The following is a 2,821-nucleotide window of genomic DNA, read 5'->3' as shown; positions in this document are numbered from 1 at the left end:
GCTGCTCGCGCGGGGCCGCTTGCCCATGGGCTGCCAAGCCCAGCGCATTGTTGGCTGCGACCATTTGCCGGTATTTCTGCAGAAAGCCCCAGGCTGTGCCGAAACGGGGGCCTGCGTTCTTCTTGTACTCGTCAACCGCCCGGCTCAGCACCGCGGGTTCAATCTGGGCAATGCCCTTGCCGAAGTTCTGACTGAGCCACTCGTTGAAACGACACAAATGACTCCGATAGACTTTTAGCGTGTCTTTTCCGTACCTGCTTGCAGCTGCCCGACATGCATCTTCGATCACCTGGTTCTCTTCGTTGACGGGGCGAGTTTTAGCTGTTGTGACAGTCTGTCCGGCAGAATGCTGCCGGAGCCTTCCCAATGCCACTTTGGTGTCGCTCAGTAGTTTGGCATCGTTGCCCGCGAAGTTCTTCGCCAGGCCGTCCAGCTGCTCGTCCTCAATCCGACCGTGGATTTGGCTCTGGTGGTTCTCGGCAAGCCATGTGCTGAACTTGCGCAGCGCCGCTAGATCGTTCCCCAAGGTTCCTTCTTTGAGGCGGGCCCTGGCTTTTGCCCGGTATTGGGCGAAGAGTTCATCATCGTCCTTCGTGCCGGGTCGTCGAACAGTCGAAACAGCCGTTACAGGCTGTCCGGCAGAATGCTGCCGGAGCCTTCCCAATGCCACTTTGGTGTCGCTCAGTAGTACGACATTGTTGCCCACAAAGTTTTTCGCCAGACCGTCCAGCTGCTCGTCATCAATCCGGCCGGCGATCTGGGTCCGATGGTTCTCGTCAAGCCATGTGCTGAACTTGCGCAGCGCCACTATATCGCCAGTGATCGAGCTTTCACTCACCTTGGCTGTTTTAGCCACCTCGGCACGGTAGGCGGCAAAAAGCGCCTCGTCCGGATGCTCGCGGCCGCGCTTGCGGCGGCGCGTTCGCTGAACGACGGCAGCCTGGTGCGGCGCCGCGGCCGGCATTGTATGGCGCGCGCCGGTCAGATCGCCCTGTTGATTGGCCGCAGGCCGATATGCGTCCGTGACGACGTGAGCGAAGTTCACGACATCGGGTGCGCTTCCAAATCCCGTGGCGGGCAGGTTGACCCGCGGCGGCGGGATGGAACTCAAAGCTTCGTAACCGCCCCCAATCGCTGCGCGGCTCCGCGGCTGATCGACACTTTGCGCGGGTGAGTGGACGACCCGCTGCGCATCCTGCCAGAACTGCGAAGCGAAACTTGCAGCCGCAAACGGCCCGGCGCGATCGGCGGCGGCAAAGAGCTCGTCCTGGTCAAAACTCTGCGCAGGTGAGTGAGCTGGTGGAGCAAAGGGCAAGTGCGAACCGCCTTCCCCGGCGCCCTCCTCTTGCAGCATGCTCGGACCAACCGCATCTGCATTTGAGCCGGTCCGCCGCCTGGCGAGACGGCTGTTTGGAACGGCTTGCCGATGCTGGCCCGGCGGCAACGCGTTCAGATGCTCCTGAAAACGCGCCTGGTTGGTCTGCTGCTGTTGCGAGCCTGCATCGTCTGTGCGGGCGAAATCTGAGACGTGGGACCGATTGACATTGTTAAAGGGATCCATCGTATCTCCCTTGCCTGTTCCGAGCAGCTCAAGCCGCCCTGGCGGCTGGAAACTGTTCTATGGGACTCAGCTGTCGACAGGCTGACGGACCGAGAGCGCGGCAGGACGCAGTCGAGATCATCACTCCAGGCGCGAAGGAGGAACTCGCTGCAAAGGCCCGCCGATCTTCCCCTTCGACCAGCCCCGTCCGGCCGCCGTTGCGAAGCTGACGGATCTGGTGATGCCGCGCCTCGCCTTATGCAGCCAAGCGGCGCGGCAACCTAGGTGAGCGTGCGTATTGCCTCACGTAACGATGCTCCGCGAGATTCAGGCGTTGCCTCATGCAAAGGTGTTTGCAGCCTCGCGGCAGCGCTTAAAGGCGCGGTTGTAAGGGAAGCCGACGAAAAATTGGGGACCTAACGAACTAAGAACTCCCGCCCCCATCTCCCAATCCGTTGAATTCTTATGAGAGCGATCCGAGTGCGGCGTGAACTGGGTCTGCAGAAAAATCATGCTCTCCCTATCCAGTCGCCCCTGAACAATGCAGCTCGTCAGGCTTCGAGGGATTTCGGCCGGCTTTGGAGCGCGGCGAGGAGCAGCCACAAAAGCTGCCTGAACCAGTTGAGCAGCAGCGAGACGTTGTAGCCGGCGGCGGCCAGGATGGCGTTGACGGCGTCGCCCTGCTCGCCGGCGAGGTAGTTGCGGTCCATCCGGTGTTCGGCCTTGATGTGGCCGATGGCTCGATCGCGGAGCGGCGGCGCATCTGCCGCTTGATGGCCGGTGTGATGCACCGCTTCTGGCCGGCGGTGATGACCCTGAACTTGTGGCTTTGAGGTGCATTGTGGCCACGGTATCTAGCGTCGGCTCAACCCGATTGCCGCTACGCGCCGCAGATTATCCTGCACCGTACTGCATGCTATTCCCAGCACGACCGCAATCTCGCGCGAGCTGATCCCGCTTCCGGCAAGCCAAAGCATTTGTCTCAACTGTCTCATGGTCAGCCTTCTCCTTGCCGGCATCAAAATGTCCTCGTTCATCGCGAGGTAATTGGTGCCAAAGTTGCTGATCCAGGAGGTAATCTTCAGTGCCGAAAAACGGCCGGTCTTTGGTTGGAATGGCGGCCGGCTTCATACCGGAATGGCGGCCGGCTTCATATCGGAATCGGGAGGGTTATGTGAGGTCGGGCGCGACTTTTCGGCAGGCTGAGCCGATCTCACATAACCCGGATTGGTCTAAGCCGCGGGTAGTCTAGGCACCTTATGGGTGAAGTAAAGCCAGCTC

General features: G+C 60.8%; 1 protein-coding gene and 1 pseudogene. Both read right to left on the bottom strand.

Annotated elements, in window-relative coordinates; genetic code table 11:
- A partial coding sequence (locus RFM98_RS31025; protein WP_320312275.1) for a hypothetical protein occupies positions 1–1,561 on the bottom strand: 1,561 nt, incomplete at its 3' end.
- A gap of 530 nt (positions 1,562–2,091) precedes the next feature.
- Positions 2,092–2,405: pseudogene (locus RFM98_RS31020) on the bottom strand (IS5/IS1182 family transposase); the annotation flags it as partial.
- Between the last annotated feature and the right edge of the window lie 416 nt (positions 2,406–2,821).

The sequence above is a fragment of the Mesorhizobium australafricanum genome, assembly GCF_033977265.1.
Classification (GTDB): domain Bacteria; phylum Pseudomonadota; class Alphaproteobacteria; order Rhizobiales; family Rhizobiaceae; genus Mesorhizobium; species Mesorhizobium australafricanum.
The sequence above is the reverse complement of the archived record's forward strand: the minus strand, read 5'-3'. Positions and strand labels throughout refer to the sequence as shown.